Below are 14,846 nucleotides of genomic sequence, written 5' to 3'. Positions count from 1 at the left end.
CGCCGCACGGATGGGGCGGGGTCAGGCCGACGGCGTCGCGCGCATCTCGCGGACCGCGTCCCCGGCATAGAGGCAGGCGGCCCGGTGGTCGCCGGCGACGACCTCCAGCGCCGGGTCGGTCTGCGCGCAGGTGTCCCGGGCGCTCGGGCAGCGGGTGCGGAACCGGCAGCCGCTCGGCGGGTCGACCGGGCTGGGAATGTCGCCGGTCAGGATGATCCGTCGCCGGTGTCGTTCCTCCGCCGGGTCGGCCACCGGCACCGCCGACAGCAGCGCCGCAGTGTACGGGTGCGCCGGCTCGCGGTAGATCTGCGTCGGATCGCCGGTCTCCACGATCCGCCCCAGGTACATCACCGCCACCCGGTCGCTCATGTGCTCCACGGCGGCCAGGTCGTGCGAGATGAACAGGTAGGTGAGCCCGAGTTCCCGTTGCAGCCGGCGCAGCAGGTTCATGATCTGCGCCTGCACGCTCAGGTCCAGCGAGGCGATCGGCTCGTCGAGGACGACCAGGTCCGGCTCGCCGGCCAGCGCCCGGGCGATGCCGACCCGCTGCCGCTGCCCGCCGGAGAGCTCGTGCGGGTGCCGCTCGCCGAGCTCGGGGCGCAGGCCCACCAGGTCCAGCAGCTCGGCGACCCGGCGGCGGCGGGCGTCCGCCCCGTCGACCAGCCGGTGCACCACCAGCGGCTCGGCGACGCTGGCCGCCACGGTGTGCCGCGGGTCCAGCGACGCCTGCGGGTCCTGGAACACCATCGCCACCCGCCGGCGTACGGTGCGCAGCCGGCGCCGCGACCAGCCGGTCACGTCCTCCCCGGCCACCCGGACCCGGCCGGAGGTGGGGTCGACCAGCCGCAGCAGGGCCAGCCCGGTGGTGGACTTGCCGCTGCCGGACTCGCCGACCAGGCCGAGCGTCTCGCCCCGGCGTACCTGCAGCGACACCCCGTCGACGGCGCGCACCGGAGCGCTGCCGGCGGCCGGGAACCACACCCGCAGGTCGTCGAGCTCGGCGAGCACGTCGGCGCTCATCGGTCCTCCCCGGTCGGCGGCGACGGGTAGAAGGTGCGGACCCGGTGCGCCGGGCCCACCTCGGTCAGCGGCGGCAGTTCGTGCTCGCAGCGGGCGTCGCCGCGCACCGGGCAGCGCGGCCAGAACGCGCAGCCGGCCGGCAGGTCCAGCGGGCTCGGCGGCGAGCCCTGGATGGCCGGCAGGTCGGCGTCGCGGTGGCCGGGCCGGGGCCGGGCGGCCAGCAACGCCCGGGTGTACGGGTGGCCGGGGGCGGCGAAGACGTCGTCGACCGGGCCGTGTTCGACGATCCGGCCGCCGTACATCACCGCCACCGTGTCGGCGACCCCGGCTACCACCCCGAGGTCGTGGGTGATCCAGACGACCGCGGTGCCCATCCGCTCCTGGAGGCCGGCGACCAGCTCGACGATCTGGGCCTGGGTGGTCACGTCCAGGGCGGTGGTCGGCTCGTCGGCGATCAGCAGCGCCGGGTCGCAGGCCAGCGCCATCGCGATCACCACCCGCTGGCGCATGCCGCCGGAGAACTGGTGCGGGTACTCGTCCACCCGCCGCGCCGCGGACGGGATGCCGACCAGCTCCAGCAGCTCCACCGCCCGGTCGCGGGCCTGCCGGCGGGTCAGCCCGAGGTGCTCCTCGGCCGCCTCGGTGACCTGCCGGCCGACGGTGAGCACCGGGTTCAGCGAGGTCGACGGGTCCTGGAAGACGAACCCGACGTGCCGCCCGCGCAGCACCCGGCGCCGCTGCGGCGGCAGCGCGGTCAGGTCCTCGCCGAGCAGGCGGACCCGGCCGGTCACCCGGGCGGTGCGCGGGGCCAGGCCGGTGGCCGCCAGCACGCTCATCGTCTTGCCGCTGCCGGACTCGCCCACCAGGGCCAGCGTGCGGCCGGGCGCGACGGACCAGTCGACGCCGGCGACCGCGCGGGCCGGCCCACGGCGGGTGCCGAGGGTGACGGTCAGGTCCTCGACCGCCAGCACGGGCTCTGCGGTCACGCGGTGCTCCTCCTCGCCTCGCCGAGGGTCAGCTGCCGGGGGTCTAGCACGTCGCGCAGCGCGTCGCCGACCAGGTTGAACGCGAGCACGGTGAGGAAGATCGCCGCGCCGGGGAAGAAGCCGAGCCACCACGCCTCGGTGACGAAGCCACGACCGTCGAAGAGCATCCGGCCCCAGGCCGGCGCCGGGGGCTGCACCCCGAGGCCGAGGAAGGACAGCGCCGCCTCGGAGAGGATGGCGAAGGCCAGCGACAGCGAGGTCTGCACGATCAGCGGCGCGGCGATGTTGGGCAGCACGTGCCGGCGGATGATCCGCAGGTCGGAGGCGCCGATGGAGACCGCGGCCCGGACGAAGACCTGCTCCCGGACCGACAGCACGCCGGCCCGGGTGACCCGGGCGAAGATCGGCGTGTAGACCACCCCGATGGCGATCATCGCGGTGAGCAGCCCGGGGCCGAGGACGGCGACGATCGCCACCGCCAGCAGCAGCACCGGGAACGCGAACAGCACGTCCATGCCGCGCATCAGGACGTTGTCGACCCAGCCCTGGTAGTAGCCGGCGATCAGCCCGATGGTCGCGCCCACCAGCAGCGCGATGCCGACGCTTACCACGCCCACCTGCAGCGACACCCGGGCCGCGACCAGCACCCGGCTCAGCACGTCCCGGCCCAACTCGTCGGTGCCGAACGGGTGCGCCCAGCTGGGCGGATGCAGCATCTGGTCGACGTCGACGTCGTTGACCCCGGCCGGGGCGAGCCACTGCCCGGCCACCCCGACCACCACGAGCAGCAGCAGCACCGCGGCCCCGGCCACGGCGGGCGGGTCGTGCCGCAGCGCCGAGAGCGCGCGCCGGGTCCGGCTGTCGGCGCTCATCGGACCCGGATCCGCGGGTCGAGGCGGGCGTAGAGGATGTCCACCAGCAGGTTCATCACCAGGAACAGCGCGGCCACCAGCAGCACCGCGCCCTGGAGTACGGGATAGTCGCGGGCCTGCACGGCGTCGTAGGTGAGCCGGCCGATGCCCGGCCAGGCGAACAGCACCTCGACCACGATCACCCCGCCGAGCAGGCTGGCGAGCTGGACCGCGACCACGGTGACCACCGGGATCAGCGCGTTGCGCAGCACGTGCCGCAGCACCACCACCCGGCCGCGCAGCCCCTTCGCCTCGGCGGTGCGGACGTGGTCGGCGGAGAGCACCTCCAGCACCGAGGAGCGGATGAAGCGGGTGAGGATGGACGCGGTGACCAGCCCGATCGTGGCGGCGGGCAGCAGCACGTGGGACAGCCAGCCGGCCGGGTCGTCGGTCAACGCCACGTAGCCCGACGGCGGCAGCCAGCCGAGCACCCCGGCGAAGAGCAGGATGCCCATGATGCCCATCCAGAAGTCCGGCACCGAGACGCCGAACTGGCTGAACACCCGGGCGGCGTGGTCCAGCGCGGAGCCGTTGCGCACCGCGGCGAGCACCCCGAGGGGGAGCGCGATCAGCACCGCGATGAGCACGGCGGTCAGCGCCAGCGACAGCGTCGCCGGGAGCCGTTCCAGCACGATGGTGGTGACCGGCTGGCCGCTGCGGAAGCTCACCCCGAGGTCGCCGGTCAGGGCGTTACCGACGTAGCTGAGGTACTGGGTGAGCAGCGGCCGGTCCAGCCCGGCGCGGGAGCGCAACGCCTCGTACGTCTGCGGGTCGAACCGGGTGCCCAGCGCCACCCGCACCGGGTCGCCGGGGACCAGTTGCAGCAGCAGGAAGACCACCAGCGTCACGCCGAGCAGGACGACGGCCGATTGGAGCAGGCGACGCAGGATGAAGCGGCTCACTTGGCGAGAGCGACGTCGCGGAAGCGGATCGCCCGGTCGGTGCGGGCCTGATAGCCGGTGACCTTCTTCGACCAGCCCTGCACCACGTCCGGGTTGTACAGGTAGATGTAGCTGGCGTCGTCGACGACCTGCTTGGCCACCTGGTCGTACGCCTGCTTGCGGGCGGCCTGGTCGGTCTCGGTGCGGGCCTGGTCGAGGAGCTTGTCCACGGCCGGGTTGCGGTACTTCTGGAAGTTGAAGGTGCCCCCGCTGTGGTGCTGGGCGTAGTAGAACTCGTCCGGGTCGATGTTGCCCAGCCAGCCCAGCATGAACGCGTCGAAGTTGCCCTTGCCCTGCTCGTCGAGCCACTGGGCGAAGTCGAGGGTACGGATGCGTACCGTGATCCCGACCTCCTTGAGCTGGGCGGCGATGACCTGCGCGGCGCTGACCGTCTCCGGGTACTCGCTGGTCACCATCAGCTCCATGGTCAGCCCGGTGACCCCGGCCTGGCCGAGCAGCTGCTTCGCCTGCGCCGGGTCGTGCCGGTACGGCGCGTACTCGTAGTACCAGGCGCTGCCCTTGGGGATGGCGGTCTGGTTGGTGGTGGCCAGCCCGAACTTGGCCGCCTTGGTGATCGCGGCCGGGTCCAGCGCGAAGGCGACGGCCCGCCGCACGTTCACGTCGCTGTACGGCTTGCGGGCCTGGTTGAGGGTGAGGTACCAGTAGTCGCTCGACGGGGTGGTCTGCACCTCGAGGTCGCCACCGTCCTTCAGCGACGGCACCTGCTGCGGCGGCAGGTTGTCGGTCCACTGCACCTCGCCGCCGCGCAGGTTCTGCAGGGCCACGGTGGGGTCCTTGACGAAGGTGAAGGTGACCCCGTCCAGCTTCGGCTTGTCACCCCAGTAGTTGTCGTTGCGGACCAGCTTGACGCTGTCGCCGGAGGTGTACGCCGAGACCGCGAACGGGCCGCTGCCCACCGGCTTGGTCTTGACCGCCCCGGATTCGATGTTGGCCTTCTGCACGATGGCGACGCCCTTGAAACCGCCGAGGTTGGCCAGCAGGTTCGGGGTGGGCGCGCTGAGCGTGACGACCACGGTCTTCGGGTCGGGCGCGGCCACCGACTTCACCGAGGCGAACCGGTAGGCGTTGTTCAGCTTCTCGCCGACGATCCGGTCGAAGGAGTATTTCACGTCCTGCGAGGTCAGCGGGGAGCCGTCGGAGAACTTGACCCCCTCGCGCAGGGTGAACGTCCAGGTGAGCTGGTCGTCGCTGGTCTTCCACTCGGTGGCCAGCGCCGGCTTCATCTCCAGGTTCTCGTCCGGCTCGACGAGGGTGTCGTAGACGTTCTCCAGCACCTGGAAGCTGTAGTAGGCCGAGGTCTTGTGGGGGTCGAGCTGGTCCGGTTCGCCGCCGATCGCGGCGGTGAGCACCCCGCCCGCGCCGCCGGTGGCACCGCCACCGTCCACGTCGACACCCTTGCCCGCGCTGCACCCGCCGGCCGCGACGAGGACGACGGCGAGCGTGGCGCCGGCCAGCCTGGATCCGAAATTAGACACGGTCCCCCTCCGATGCCTTGACCCGAACGATTCGGCAATCTTGGTGGGCTGCCCGGACGGTGTCAATCAATCGGTGGAAAAGCCGTCCTCTATCCGGGATGGTGCGTACCGGAGCTGTCCGCTAGCGATCAGAGCGGCCAGGGCGGTGGTGAGGCCGGATGGCTGTGGACCGGGTGCGGGGTGCCCCTGCGGTGACCGTTTCCACCGGCGGCGGCGGGAGCGCCGTCGGCCCGCGCCCGGCCGCTACGCGGCGGGCCGGCGGTGGGCCCGGGGCAGCGGGGTGCCGCGCCGCTGCTCGCCGCCGGCCGGGCGGTCGCGCCGCACGTCGGTGCCGGCCAGCTCCCGGGCCCGCTGCGCGTGGCGCAGCGGCGGGCAGGGGTACGCCTCACCGGCGCAGAGCAGGTTGCGGCAGCCGTCGCGCCCGTCGGGCTGGTGGGCGGCGGCGACGTCCTCGGCCAGCCGCCACAGCAGCGGGTCGGTCACGCCGCCCGGCAGCGGACGGGACTGGCTGGGGCGGTTACGGATGGCCATCGGGTCGCTCCTCCGGTCGACTCACTCCAGCATTTCCCACCAGCGGTGCGGTAAACGACACTTCGGAGGGTGACCTCGGTGACAGCGCCACGTCACGGCGGGCCCCGTCCGCGAAATTTCCGGCGGGGCGGTCCGGATCGGCGGGGGCCGTTCGTCACCCTGGTGACAGCACCGAGACCGAGGAGCGAATTCCATGAAGTACCTGATGTTCGTCTGCACCGACACCGCGCCGGACACCGATCCCACGCCCGAGCCCGACATCCACCGCTGGGTCGCGGAGAACGACAGCCGGGGCCGGCGGCTGACCGGGAACGTGCTGGCGCCCGTCGCCGCCGCCACCACGGTCCGGGTGCGCAACGGTGAGCTGCTGCTCTCCGACGGCCCGTTCGCCGAGACCAAGGAGGTGATCGTGGGCTTCGACCTGCTCGACTGCGCCGACCTGGACGAGGCCGTCGAGGTCGCCCGCGCCCACCCGATGGCCCGCCAGGGGCGGCTGGAGCTGCGCCCGTTCGCCGAGCTGCCGGACCAGCAGCCCGCGTGACCGGCACCCGCCCGACCGCGACGGCCGGCGCGGCCGTCGCGGCGGCGGGCGTCGAGGCGTACCCCCGGATCGTCGCCACGCTGATCCGGGTGACCGGCGACTGGACGCTGGCCGAGGACTGCGCCCAGGAGGCGCTGGCCACGGCGTTGGAACGGTGGCCGCGCGACGGGGTGCCGGCCAACCCGGGCGGCTGGCTGATGACGGTCGCCCGCAACCGGGCGCTGGACGTGCTGCGCCGCGCCTCGGTGGAGCGGCGCAAACTGCGCGAGCTGGCGGTGCTCGCCCTGACCGACCCCGGCGACGAGCCGGCCACGGAGGGAGCGGACCTGGTGGACGACCGGCTGCGTCTCGTCTTCACCTGCTGCCATCCGGCGCTGAGCCTGCCGGACCGGGTCGCGCTGACCCTGCGGACCGTGCTGGGCGTGCCCACCGCCGACATCGCCCGCGCGTTCCTGGTCAGCGAGTCCACGATGACCCGGCGGCTCACCCGGGCCAAGGCCCGGATCGCCGCGGCCGGCATCCCGTACCGGGTGCCGAGCGGGCCGGCGCTCGACGAGCGGCTGCCGGGCGTGCTCGCCGTGTTCTACCTGCTCTTCACCCGGGGCTACGACGCCGACGGCGAGCCGGCGTTCGCCGAGGAGGCGATCCGGTCGGCCCGGCTGCTGGTCCGGTTGATGCCGGCGCGTTCCGAGGTCGCCGCGCTGCTGGCGTTGTTCCTGTTGCAACACTCCCGGCGGGACGCCCGGTGCGCCCCCGACGGCGGCCTGCTCACGCTGGACCGGCAGGACCGCGACCGCTGGGACCGGGTGGCGATCACCGAGGCGCTGCGGATCCTCGACGGCGTCACCGGCGACGGCCCGTACGCCTGGCAGGCCCGCATCGCCGCCTGCCACGCCACCGCGCCCAGCGCCGCGGCGACCGACTGGCCGGCCATCGCCGCCGGGTACGACGCGCTGCTCGGGCGGCAGCCGTCGCCGGTGGTCGCGCTGAATCGCGCGGTGGCGCACGGTCACGCGTACGGGGCGGCGGCGGGGTTGCGGCTGCTCACCGAGGCGCGGGCCGGCGGCGGGCTGGACGGCAATCCGCTGGCGATCGCGGCCGAGGCGCACCTGACCGCGCGGCACGGCGACACCGGCCGGGCCGCCGCGCTGTTCCGGCAGGCCGCCGCGGCGACGCCGTCGGCCACCGAACGGGCGGCGCTGCTGGAGCGGGCCCGGGAGGTGGCGTCCTGACCGTTCCGGGGTCGACCGGCGCCGCCCGGATAGGCTCGGTGCCCATGCGGACCAAGCGGGAGCTGGGGGCGGCCATCGCGCGACAGCGGCGGGCCGCGCTGGTGGTCAACGCCCACTCCCGGCGGGGCCGGCGGCTCTACGAGAGCGCCCGCGCCCGGCTGGTCACGGCCGGCTTCACCCTGGTCGCCGACCACCCGGTCGACCGGCCCGGCGAGCTGCCGGCCCGCCTCGCCCAGGCCGCCGACTCCGGTGCCGACCTGCTGGTCGCCGGGGGCGGCGACGGCACCCTCGGCACCGCGGCCCGGCTGCTCGCCCACCGGGACATCGCGCTGGGCCTGCTGCCGTTGGGCACCACGAACAACTTCGCCCGGACGGTGGGCGTCCCGCTCGACCTGGACGCCGCGGTCGCGGTGCTCACCGTTGGCACGGTGATCGACGTCGACCTCGGCCTGGTGGGGGAGCTGCGCTTCGCCAACCACGTCGGGGTGGGCCTCTCCGCCGACGTCATGCTGCGCACGCCGGCCCGGTTGAAGCGGCTCACCGGCCGGGTCGCGTACCCGGTCACCGCGCTGGCGCTGCTGGCCGGGCACCGCCCGCTGCGGGTCACGCTGCGCGCCGAGGGGGTGGTCCGGGAGCTGCGGACTCATCAGCTCTACGTGGCCAACGGCGGGTTCCAGGCGGGCCGGCCGATCACCGCCGACGCCAACGCCGACGACCGGCTGCTGGTGGCGTACCCGGTCGGGGGGTCGACCCGGCGCGGCCTGCTGCGGGAGACCGCCCGCAACGCGCTGACCGGGCACCGGCGCAGCCTCGGCGACGAGCCGTTCCTCGCGGTGGGAGAGCTGCTGGTGGAGACCGACCGACCGGCGCAGGTCGAGGTGGACGGCGAGCTGTGCGGCACCACCCCGATCCGGGTCGGCCTCGACGCCAACGCCCTGCGGGTGATGGCCCCCGCCGGCACGCCGGACCGCTGACGCCCGGCCACGGGCCGGGCGGCACGACGGGGCTCCCGACCGCACTCGGTCGGGAGCCCCGTCGCCGCTCGGATCAGACCGCCCCGGTGTCCGGCAGCGCCAGCCACCACGGGTTCTCCCGGGCCCACCGCACGGTGCGCTCCAGGCCGGTCCGTAGCGGCACCTCGCACTTCCAGTCCAGCAGGGTGCGGGCCTTGGTGGTGTCCGGGATCCGGCGGGGCAGGTCCTCGTACCGGCTGCCCAGCGAGGCCTGGGTGTCCACCGGGGCGACGGCGGTGCTGCCGGTGAACTCGCCCACCAGCTCCACCAGTTCGCCGACCGTGTTCTCCACCATGCTGCCGATGTTGAACGACTCGCCGACCGCCGCGGGGACGGTCGCCGCGGCGAGCGTGCCGGCGACGGCGTCATCGATGTAGGTGAAGCAGCGGGTCTGCCGCCCCTGGTCGTACACCACCACCGGCCGGCCGTTCAGCGCCCGGTGCACCGACCGGCTGACCACGTACGCCGGCCGCTGGCGGGGGCCGTAGACGTTGAAGTACCGGACGATGGTGGCCGCCAGGCCGTGCTGCCGGGCGAAGGCGTAGGTCAGGTGCTCGGCGAGCGCCTTGCTCGTCGCGTACGTCCACCGGTCGGCGGAGGTGGCACCGAGCACCCGGTCGTCCTCCTCCCGCCACGGCACCGCCGGGTTCTTGCCGAACAGCTCGCTGGTGCTGGCGAGCACCACCTTGGCGCCCGCCCGGCAGGCGAGGTCGAGCACGTTGCGGGTGCCGGTGAAGTTGATGTCGATCACGTCCAGCGGCCGGGCCAGATACTGGTCGACGCCGACCACGGCGGCCAGGTGGTAGACCACGTCGACGCCGGGGGTGATCGCGTCGGCCAGCCGCGCGGCGTCGCGGACGTCACCCTCCACGAGGCGGGCGTGCGCGGTGGCCGGGTCCCGGCCGACCTGCGGCGCCGGGCCGTCGAAGACGGTGACGTGGTCGCCGCGCGTCAACAGCCGTTCCACCAGGTGGCTGCCGATGAAGCCGTGGCCCCCGGTGACCACCACCCGCGCGCTCACCGGCCGATCCCGCGGTAGCGGTAACCGGCCGCACGCAGCTCGGCGATCTTCTTCTTCGGGTAGTACGCCCGCCCGTCGAATACCAGACAGGGCCGCGCCACCGGCAGGGCGCCGAAGTCGATGCCGGCGAACGGCCGGTGGTACGCCAGGACGGCGAGGCAGTCGGCGTCGCGTACCGCTTTGTCCAGGTCCTCGACCGGTCGCAGGCCGAACAGCTTCTCGGCCTCGTCCGGGTCGACCAGCGGATCGTGCAGGCGAACCTCGCAGCCGGCCTCCTGCAGCGCCGACACGGCCGGTGCCACGGGGGTGGCCCGCAGGTCGCCGGTGTTGTTCTTGAACGAGAGGCCGAGTACGGCGACCGTCGCGCCCCGGGCCGGCCGGCCGGCGGCGGCCAGTTCGTCCAGGATCAGTTTGGCGGTGTAGGCGGGCATGTCCGCGTTCACCCGCCGGCCGGCCGGGGCGGTCAGGATCTCCACGCCTCGCTGTTGGGCGGCATGCCAGACCATCCACGGGTCCTTGGTCAGGCACGAGCCGCCAACTCCGACGCTGGGGGTGAGGATGTTGACGGACCCATTGCCCTTCGGTATGCCGTTCGCGGCGGCTATCACGTCCAGCACGTCGACGTCGAACAGGGCGCTGAACTTGGCCAGCTCGTTCGCGAGCGCGATGTTCAGGTCGATCCACCAGTTGTCGGCGAGCTTGACGATCTCCGCGGCCTCCAGCGACTGCATCGGGATCACCTGGACGCCGAGTGCGCGCTGCCAGAACCGTGCGGCGTCGCGGGTGCTGTCCGCGTCCAGCCCGCCGGCGACGATGGGGAAGGTCCGCAGCTCGCGCAGCGCGGTGCCCTCGGCCAGCCGTTCCGGGGTGAACGCCAGCTGGAAGTCCACGCCGGCGGTGGCCCCACCAGCCTCCAGCAGCGGCCTGACCAGCTGTCGGGTGGTGCCCGGCGGGACCGTGCTCTTGAGCACCACCAGCTGACCCGGCCGCAACCAGCGGCTCAGTTCGACGCACGCACCGCGCAGCTGCTCGTCGGCGAGGGAGCCGTCCTCGCGGACCGGCGTGCCGACGGTGACCAGGACGACGTCGGTCTCGGCGACCGTGGCGTAGTCACTGCTCACCCGGAGCCGGCCGCCGGTGATGCCAGCGCGGACCAGGCTCGCGAGGTCGGGCTCCTCGAATCGGCAGTGTCCGTCGCGCAGCTCGTCAACGAGGTGCGGGTCGACGTCCACGCCGACCACCTCGAAGCCGCGGTCGGCCAGGACGGCCGCGATGCAGGACCCGACGTACCCGAGCCCGATCACCGCCACGCGGGGATCTCGTCGGTCGGACAGAACTTCCATCAACGCTCCAATCGGGGAAGCCGGCCCGGATTCGGGACCGGCTGGTCGGCGGTAGCCCTGACGATTCCCCGGCCGACGGGACGACGGGGCAGCCCGCCGATGGGACCGGGAGGACGCCGAGATGGGCGTCCGGCTTGTCAGTCGGTCAGCTCGCCGACCACCCGGTACAACTGGTCCGCGTACGCAGGGTGACGGGTGATGTTGCGGGCACCCCGCCGGCTCGGCCGCCACCGGCCGGGCCGGCCGGTGGCGGCCGGCGCCCGCTCCGTCGGCGGGCGGGGGCCGGTGGCGTCAGGAACCGGGTCGGGTGCAGTCCGCGTACTCGGCCGCGGTCACCGCGACGGCTCCGCACCAGTAGGCATGGAACGTCGACGGGGTGATGCCACCGATCCCACTGCCCGAGTTGTAGAAGTCGATGTACTTGTCGCGGAGGTCCGCGTTCTGGTTCAGCTCGATCTGGAGCTGAGCCAGATTGCTGGCGTCGAATCCGGCGAGCCCGTAGGTCTGGTTGAAGGAGTACTCCAGGTTCCAGGTCGGCGTGCTGGCCTGCAGGTCGAAGGCGTAGGCGGTGTAGTCCGCGACGCCGCCGCGTGCGGTCACCGCCAGGACGTAGTAGGCCGGGTTGTTGTTGAAGAGCGGGCTGATCGACGGCACCACCATCGCGGGCACCGGCTGTTGCCCGGTGGCCAGGCGGTAGGTGCTCATGTGCAGGTGTCCGGTGACGGTGAGCTGCCACTGCCGGCCGTGCAGGATGCCCAACAGGCGCGCCTGGTCGTCCGCGTTCATCAGCCCGACCGGTTGCCCGGCGCTCAGGGTGCCGAACACGTCGATGCCGAAGGGGATGTGGGTGACCAGCCAGGCTCGCTCGTCCCTCGGCAGGTGCTGCGCGGTGTCGGCGAGCCACTGGAGCGTTTCGGCGGCCGGGTCCTCGCCCGGCACCCCGCACCGGTTCTGGTACCGGGACGACAGGTAGACGTCGTTGAGGACGACCGCCTGCCCTCCGGTGGGCAGTTCCGCCTGGTAGGAGCCGAGCTGCGGGAAGCTCTTGGCGAAGGAGGGCGACCGACCGGCCCGGTTGACGAGCGGTTCCCAGGCCTCGGCGAAGTTGCGCAGGAACTCGCTGTGCGGGGTGAGTTCGTAGTCCCCGCACGTCGTGTCGTTGTTGCCGAGGGTGACGAGGAACTGCGAGTACGGGAAGACGCGGTCGAACGTGTCGGCGAGGAAGTCGACCGTGCTGTCGGCGAACCTGTCGTAGCCCTGCTGGGTCTTGTCCGTCGCGAGCGCGAAGTATCGGTCCTTGAAGTTGTGGCTCAGGAAGTCACCGGAGATGACCACAGCGGGCGGGTACGCGACGGTGCTGCGCATGGCCGTGAGGGCCGAGGCCAGCAGCGCGTAGTTGGTGTCGCTGCCGTATCCGCTCGGCTGCTGCGGCACCTGCGCGAGGATGCCGCCCCACTGGTCCGGCGGCGTGGCGGCCAGTTGGTCGACCTGGGTGGTGGTGAGACCGGCGAAGGGGTCGAAGTGCACGTCGCTGAGGGCCAGCCAGGAGCTCGTCGGCCGCTCGCAACGCTGCGTCCACTCGGTCGGCTGGTCCCCGCAGGTCGTGGTCGAGGCGTGGGCCGCGGGGTTGCCGGCGCCCGCCCCGCCGAGGGCGATGCCGATCGCGGCAACGACCGCGGCCAGACGTCGTCTTCCTGTTGTCACGGCTCCTCCTGGAAACTCGACGGGTGAGATAAAATCACCTTATGTCCGGTCGAATGCCGCGACGTGGAGAAAGTTCACCTTTGCCCTTTCGGGTGCCCGCGGGTCGGACCGCTCAACCCACCGACGATCGGCGCAGCGGCGCTGGTGAGGGGACGCGCCGTGCCGTACGGTGCTCGCCGTGACCGCGCACGATCATGCTCCGTCCGGCCCGGTGGCCGTGCTCGCCAACCCGACGGCCGGCCGGGGTCGACACCGTGGCCTGCTGCCCGCGCTGCTCGACCGGCTCGGTGCCGCCGGGCGGCCGGTGGAGCTGCTCTCGGCGGCCACCCCGGACGAGGCGGAGGCGGCCTGCCGGTCCGCGGTCGCCGCCGGGGCCGGGGCGCTGGTGGCGGTCGGCGGCGACGGCACGGTCCACCGGGCGTTGCAGGCGGTCGCCGGCACCGCCGTCGGATTCGGCCCGGTGCCGGCGGGCACCGGAAACGACTTCGCCGTCGACACCGGGTTCCCGGCCGACCCGCTCGCCGCGGCCGGGGTGATCGCCGCAGCGCTGCGCGAGGGCCGCAGCCGGCCCGTCGATCTGGCCCGGATGACCGGGCCCGGCGGGGCCGAGCGCTGGTACGGGGCGGTGCTCGCGGCCGGCTTCGACGCGATCGTCAACGAGCGGGCCAACCGGATGCGCCGTCCGCGCGGTCCCCGCCGGTACGACCTGGCGATCCTGGTGGAGCTGGCCCGGCTGCGGCCCCGCCGCTACACCCTGCGCCTGGACGGCGTGGCGCAGCAGTTCGACGCGGTGCTGGTGGCGGTCGGCAACTGCGCCAGCTACGGCGGTGGCATGCGGATCTGCCCGGACGCCGACCCCACCGACGGGCTGCTCGACGTGGTGGTCGGCGGACGGTTCGACCGGCGCACGCTGATGCGGGTGAAGCCGCGCATCTACCAGGGCACCCACGTGACGCACCCGCTGGTGCGCAGCTACCGGGCCCGGACGGTGGAACTGGCCGCCGAGGGCATCACCACGTACGCCGACGGCGAGCGGGCGCTGGACCTGCCGGTCCGGATCACCGCGGTGCCGGCGGCGGTGCGCCTGCTGCGCTGAGCGTCGGCGGCTCGTCGTCGGGCCGCCGCCGGGCCGGCGCGCCGGCCTGGACCGCGCCGATGCTGGCGGCGATCACCAACCCGATGGCGATCAGCTCGCGCGGATGCAGCGCCTGGCCGAGCACCAGCCAACCGGCCAGCGCGGCGATCGCCGGGCCGAGGCTCATCAGCACCGCGAAGGTGGCGGTGGGCAGCCGCCGCAGCGCCAGCAGCTCCAGGGTGTACGGCAGCACCGAGGCGAGCAGCGCCAGCCCGGCGCCGAGGCCGAGCACCGCCGGGTGCCACAGCCGGGCGCCGGCGTCGAGCAACCCGACCGGCAGGGTGATCACGGCCGCCATCGCCAGCGCCAGGGCCAGCCCGTCGGCGCGGGGGAACCGCCCGCCGACCCGGGCCGAGCAGACGATGTACGCCGCCCACAGCGCGCCGGCGCCCAGTGCCAGCCCGGCGCCCACCGGGTCGAGCCGTTCGAAGCCGCCCTGCCCGAGCAGTGCCACCCCGGCCAGCGCCAGCCCGGCCCAGGCCCAGGCGAGCCGGCGGCGGGCGGCGAACACCGACAGGGCCAGCGGGCCGAGCACCTCCAGGGTCACCGCCGGTCCGAGCGGGATCCGCTCGATGGCGTGGTAGAACACCGAGTTCATGCCGGCCAGGGCGAAGCCGAAGGCGGTCACCGCGGCCCAGTCGGCGCGGCCGTACCCGCGCAGCCGGGGCCGGCACACCAGCACCAGCACCGCGGCGCCGAGGGCGAGCCGCAGGGTCACCGCGCCGGACACCCCGGTGCGGGGAAACAGCAGCGCGGCCACGGCCGAGCCGAACTGCACCGACAGCGCCCCGCCGAGCACCAGCCCGATGGCCCCCAGCCGCCCGGTCACCGGCCCCGTGCCGTCCGGTGCCCGGGGGGCCCGTCCGGCCGGATGGGCGTCGGCGCCGGACGCCGGTGGGGGCGGGACGGTACGGGTCACCCTGCGAGGCTAGGTCATGCCCCGGGCCGGCGTGGGTACGCCGGCCCGGGGCC

General features: G+C 73.8%; 14 protein-coding genes. 4 read left to right on the top strand and 10 right to left on the bottom strand.

Annotated features, from left to right (window positions below; all coding sequences use genetic code 11):
* Window positions 1-21: 21 nt before the first annotated feature.
* The 6 genes from K7640_RS27740 to K7640_RS27715 form a co-directional block, all read right to left on the bottom strand.
* Window positions 22-1,020: an ABC transporter ATP-binding protein gene (locus K7640_RS27740; protein ID WP_222957880.1), complete on the bottom strand. Its 999-nt coding sequence runs from the start codon at window positions 1,018-1,020 to the stop codon at window positions 22-24.
* Complete coding sequence (locus K7640_RS27735) at window positions 1,017-2,006, bottom strand: ABC transporter ATP-binding protein (protein ID WP_222957879.1); 990 nt, start codon at window positions 2,004-2,006, stop codon at window positions 1,017-1,019. Before K7640_RS27735 ends, K7640_RS27740 begins: the two co-directional genes overlap by 4 nt.
* Window positions 2,003-2,878: an ABC transporter permease gene (locus K7640_RS27730; protein WP_222957878.1), complete on the bottom strand. Its 876-nt coding sequence runs from the start codon at window positions 2,876-2,878 to the stop codon at window positions 2,003-2,005. The genes K7640_RS27735 and K7640_RS27730 overlap by 4 nt, the downstream gene beginning before the upstream one ends.
* On the bottom strand, window positions 2,875-3,819 hold the full coding sequence (locus tag K7640_RS27725; RefSeq protein WP_222957877.1) for an ABC transporter permease: 945 nt from the start codon (window positions 3,817-3,819) through the stop codon (window positions 2,875-2,877). The genes K7640_RS27730 and K7640_RS27725 overlap by 4 nt, the downstream gene beginning before the upstream one ends.
* Window positions 3,816-5,354 (bottom strand): ABC transporter substrate-binding protein, encoded by a 1,539-nt coding sequence (locus K7640_RS27720; protein WP_222957876.1) that lies wholly within the window; start codon window positions 5,352-5,354, stop codon window positions 3,816-3,818. The genes K7640_RS27725 and K7640_RS27720 overlap by 4 nt, the downstream gene beginning before the upstream one ends.
* Before the next feature lie 243 nt (window positions 5,355-5,597).
* Entirely contained in the window at window positions 5,598-5,885 is a 288-nt protein-coding gene (locus K7640_RS27715; protein ID WP_222957909.1) for a hypothetical protein, read from the bottom strand.
* Between the two features lie 193 nt (window positions 5,886-6,078).
* Here K7640_RS27715 and K7640_RS27710 point away from each other — a divergent pair, with 193 nt between their 5' ends.
* Genes K7640_RS27710 through K7640_RS27700 form a run of 3 tightly spaced genes read left to right on the top strand, consistent with a single transcriptional unit; the run spans window position 6,079 to window position 8,632 of the window.
* A complete protein-coding gene (locus K7640_RS27710; protein WP_222957875.1) occupies window positions 6,079-6,426 on the top strand; it encodes a YciI family protein in 348 nt (115 codons plus the stop codon).
* On the top strand, window positions 6,423-7,658 hold the full coding sequence (locus K7640_RS27705; protein WP_222957874.1) for an RNA polymerase sigma factor: 1,236 nt from the start codon (window positions 6,423-6,425) through the stop codon (window positions 7,656-7,658). The genes K7640_RS27710 and K7640_RS27705 overlap by 4 nt, the downstream gene beginning before the upstream one ends.
* A gap of 44 nt (window positions 7,659-7,702) precedes the next feature.
* A complete protein-coding gene (locus tag K7640_RS27700; protein WP_222957873.1) occupies window positions 7,703-8,632 on the top strand; it encodes a diacylglycerol kinase family protein in 930 nt (309 codons plus the stop codon).
* 73 nt (window positions 8,633-8,705) lie between these two features.
* Here K7640_RS27700 and K7640_RS27695 read toward each other — a convergent pair whose 3' ends face one another.
* The 3 genes from K7640_RS27695 to K7640_RS27685 all read right to left on the bottom strand — a co-directional run bounded on the left by K7640_RS27695 (window position 8,706) and on the right by K7640_RS27685 (window position 12,739).
* On the bottom strand, window positions 8,706-9,692 hold the full coding sequence (locus tag K7640_RS27695) for an NAD(P)-dependent oxidoreductase (RefSeq protein WP_222957872.1): 987 nt from the start codon (window positions 9,690-9,692) through the stop codon (window positions 8,706-8,708).
* Window positions 9,689-11,035, bottom strand: a complete 1,347-nt coding sequence (locus K7640_RS27690) for a nucleotide sugar dehydrogenase (protein ID WP_222957871.1) — start codon at window positions 11,033-11,035, stop codon at window positions 9,689-9,691. Before K7640_RS27690 ends, K7640_RS27695 begins: the two co-directional genes overlap by 4 nt.
* Before the next feature lie 291 nt (window positions 11,036-11,326).
* The gene (locus K7640_RS27685; protein WP_222957870.1) at window positions 11,327-12,739 is read right to left on the bottom strand and encodes a metallophosphoesterase; all 1,413 of its coding nucleotides are present in this window, start codon (window positions 12,737-12,739) and stop codon (window positions 11,327-11,329) included.
* A 169-nt stretch (window positions 12,740-12,908) separates the two neighbouring features.
* On the opposite strand from K7640_RS27685, the gene K7640_RS27680 reads away from it, so the two are divergent.
* Complete coding sequence (locus K7640_RS27680) at window positions 12,909-13,835, top strand: diacylglycerol kinase family protein (RefSeq protein WP_222957869.1); 927 nt, start codon at window positions 12,909-12,911, stop codon at window positions 13,833-13,835.
* On the opposite strand, the gene K7640_RS27675 is transcribed toward K7640_RS27680, so the two are convergent.
* A complete protein-coding gene (locus K7640_RS27675; RefSeq protein ID WP_374198133.1) occupies window positions 13,798-14,793 on the bottom strand; it encodes a DMT family transporter in 996 nt (331 codons plus the stop codon). The two genes, K7640_RS27680 and K7640_RS27675, sit on opposite strands and share 38 nt — an antisense overlap.
* Window positions 14,794-14,846: the final 53 nt, after the last annotated feature.

The organism is Micromonospora sp. PLK6-60 (assembly GCF_019890675.1).
Lineage (GTDB): Bacteria > Actinomycetota > Actinomycetes > Mycobacteriales > Micromonosporaceae > Micromonospora.
The sequence above is the reverse complement of the archived record's forward strand: the minus strand, read 5'-3'. Positions and strand labels throughout refer to the sequence as shown.

Coding starts and splice junctions, on each gene's coding strand:
- K7640_RS27690 (WP_222957871.1), bottom strand. CDS start 11,035: ATGGAAGTTCTGTCCGACCGACGAGATCCCCGCGTGGCGGTGATCGGG.
- K7640_RS27710 (WP_222957875.1), top strand. CDS start 6,079: ATGAAGTACCTGATGTTCGTCTGCACCGACACCGCGCCGGACACCGAT.
- K7640_RS27700 (WP_222957873.1), top strand. CDS start 7,703: ATGCGGACCAAGCGGGAGCTGGGGGCGGCCATCGCGCGACAGCGGCGG.
- K7640_RS27715 (WP_222957909.1), bottom strand. CDS start 5,885: ATGGCCATCCGTAACCGCCCCAGCCAGTCCCGTCCGCTGCCGGGCGGC.
- K7640_RS27740 (WP_222957880.1), bottom strand. CDS start 1,020: ATGAGCGCCGACGTGCTCGCCGAGCTCGACGACCTGCGGGTGTGGTTC.
- K7640_RS27730 (WP_222957878.1), bottom strand. CDS start 2,878: ATGAGCGCCGACAGCCGGACCCGGCGCGCGCTCTCGGCGCTGCGGCAC.